The 2,094-nt window shown below is 72.5% G+C and carries 3 protein-coding genes and 1 pseudogene; all 4 read right to left on the bottom strand.

Annotation, left to right across the window (positions count from 1 at the left end):
* A pseudogene (locus tag AC1D15_RS28770) lies at positions 1 to 180 on the bottom strand (iron ABC transporter permease); the annotation flags it as partial.
* Position 181: 1 nt separating this feature from the next.
* Complete coding sequence (locus tag AC1D15_RS28775) at positions 182 to 1,069, bottom strand: ABC transporter substrate-binding protein (RefSeq protein WP_477828707.1); 888 nt, start codon at positions 1,067 to 1,069, stop codon at positions 182 to 184.
* A complete protein-coding gene (locus AC1D15_RS28780; protein WP_477828708.1) occupies positions 1,066 to 1,629 on the bottom strand; it encodes a bifunctional adenosylcobinamide kinase/adenosylcobinamide-phosphate guanylyltransferase in 564 nt (187 codons plus the stop codon). Before AC1D15_RS28780 ends, AC1D15_RS28775 begins: the two co-directional genes overlap by 4 nt.
* 9 nt (positions 1,630 to 1,638) lie before the next feature.
* Positions 1,639 to 2,094: TonB-dependent receptor domain-containing protein (locus tag AC1D15_RS28785; RefSeq protein ID WP_477828709.1), on the bottom strand; the 456-nt coding region annotated here is incomplete at its 5' end.

A 2,094-nucleotide genomic window follows, 5' to 3' on the forward strand; every position in this document is an offset into this window, starting at 1 on the left:
CGCCCCCAGCGTGCGCGGCGCGCGGATCTGGCCGACGATCAGCGCCGCGTCCGGCCCCCACAGCGACGGCAGCGACCAGCCCTCGCTGCCGGCCGCGAGCCCGGCGACGAGCAGCAGCGCGGTCAGCACCAGCATCGCGACGACCAGGCGCCGTCGCAGGCGGAGCGCAAGTCCGTTCACGTCAGCGCGGCTCCGGGAGGCCGGCGACACAGCCGGCGAGCTGCAAGGCCGCCTCGCCCATGCGCGGCCCCGGGCGGATCAGCACTTCGTACGACGCCGGATCGAAGCCGCAGCTGCGCCCGCCCTGCACCGCGCGCAGCGCGGCCCAGCCCGGGCGCGCCGGCATCTCGGCCACGTTGCGCTGCGCACCGATCAGGATGTCGGGCTGCGCCTTCAGCACGTACTCCGGGTTCAGCTTCGGGAACGGCCCGAGCTCGGGCGTGACGATGTTGCCGAGGCCGAGCCGCGTCAGCGTCTCGCCGATGAACGAGCTGCTGCCCGCCGCGTACGGCGACGCATCGACCTCGAAATACACCCGCTGCCCGCGCACCTTGGCCGGCACGCGCGCCGCGGCCTCGGCCATCTCGCGCTGGATGCGCGCCCACACCGGCGCGGCGCGCTCCGGCGTGCCGAGCAGCTGCGCGATCGTCGCGAGGCTGCGCTGCACGTCGGCATGCGTCTTCGATTCGACGACGACGACGTGCACGCCGAGCTGCTCGAGCCGCTCGATGATGCGCGCCGAGGTGGCGGCCAGCACCACGTCGGGCTTCAGCGCGACGATGCGCTCGACCTGCGCGTCGTCGATGCCGCCCAGCTTGGGCAGCGCCAGCACCTCGGCCGGCGAGTTGGAATAGCGGTCGGTGCCGACCAGCCGCGCGCAGCCGCCGAGCGCGCACACGCTCTCGGTCAGCGAGGGCAGCAGGCTGATCACGCGCTGCGGCGGGRCCGCCAGCGTCAGCGTGCGGCCGCGGTCGTCCTTCAGCGTGAGTGGGGCCGCGGTGGCAGCCAGCCCGGTCGCGGCCAGCAGCGCCATCGCCAGCACCTGCTTCAGGAGGGTGTGCATCGTCATCGTGTCTGCGCCTTCACGGCCAGTTCCAGCCCGGCCACCATCAGCGTCACGCGCGCGCAGTGCGTGGCAACCGCCTGGTGCAGCCGCCCCAGTTCGTCGACGAAGTGTCGCGCCTCGCGTGTCATCGGCGACAGGCCGAGGCCGATCTCGTTCGACACCAGCACGACCGGGCCGGCGGCCGCCGCCAATGCGTCCAGCATCGCTTGCGACGCGGCCTGCCAGCGCTCGTGCGGCTGGTCCAGCGGCTCCATGGGCATCAGCCAGTTCGTCGTCCACAGCGTCAGGCAGTCGATCACCAGCAGCCGCTGCGGGTGCGCGTATTGCACGATGCCGAGCGCGAGGTCGCGCGGCACCTCGTGCGTGACCATCGCCGGCACGCGCTCGGCGCGGTCGCGGCGGTGCTGTGCGATGCGCTCGCGCATCTCGCCGTCGCCGGGCAGCGCGGTGGCGAGCAGCGCTGCCTCATGCCCCGGCGTCGCGAGCCAGGCGATCGCACGCGATTCGGCGCAGCGCGACTTGCCGCTGCGCTGGCCGCCGAGGATCAGTTCATGGCTCGCCATCGAACTCGATCAGAACTGGATGCGGATGGAGCCGGTGAAGGCCCGGCCGTCTTCCGGGTAGATCGAGCTGGTCGCGCCGTTCACGCAGCGGAAGGCCAGCGTGTAGTACTTCTTGTCGGTCGCGTTGGTCACGCCGAGCGCGAATTCCAGCATCTGCCATTGGTACGCGTAGCGCAGGTCCAGCGTCGTGTGGGCCGGCATCGTGCAGGCGTTCTCGAAGTCCGGCGTCTGCGACGACACGTAGTTCACGCCGGCGTCGACGCGGTGCCCCTCGGCGAACGCCCAGTCGCCGCGCAAGGCCAGCGTGGTCTTCGCGGTCAGCGGCACGTCCTTGCCGTCGTTGCGGCCGGCCGTGAAGCGCGCCTGGCGCTGAGCCGCGACCACGCGCACGTTGGCCGTGCTGCCCAGCGCCTGCGACAGCTCGGCCTCGACGCCCTGGCGGCGCGTCGGCTCGAAGTTGACGTT

Source organism: Rhizobacter sp. P2_H2 (genome assembly GCF_056403375.1).

Coding starts and splice junctions, on each gene's coding strand:
- AC1D15_RS28780 (WP_477828708.1), bottom strand. CDS start 1,629: ATGGCGAGCCATGAACTGATCCTCGGCGGCCAGCGCAGCGGCAAGTCG.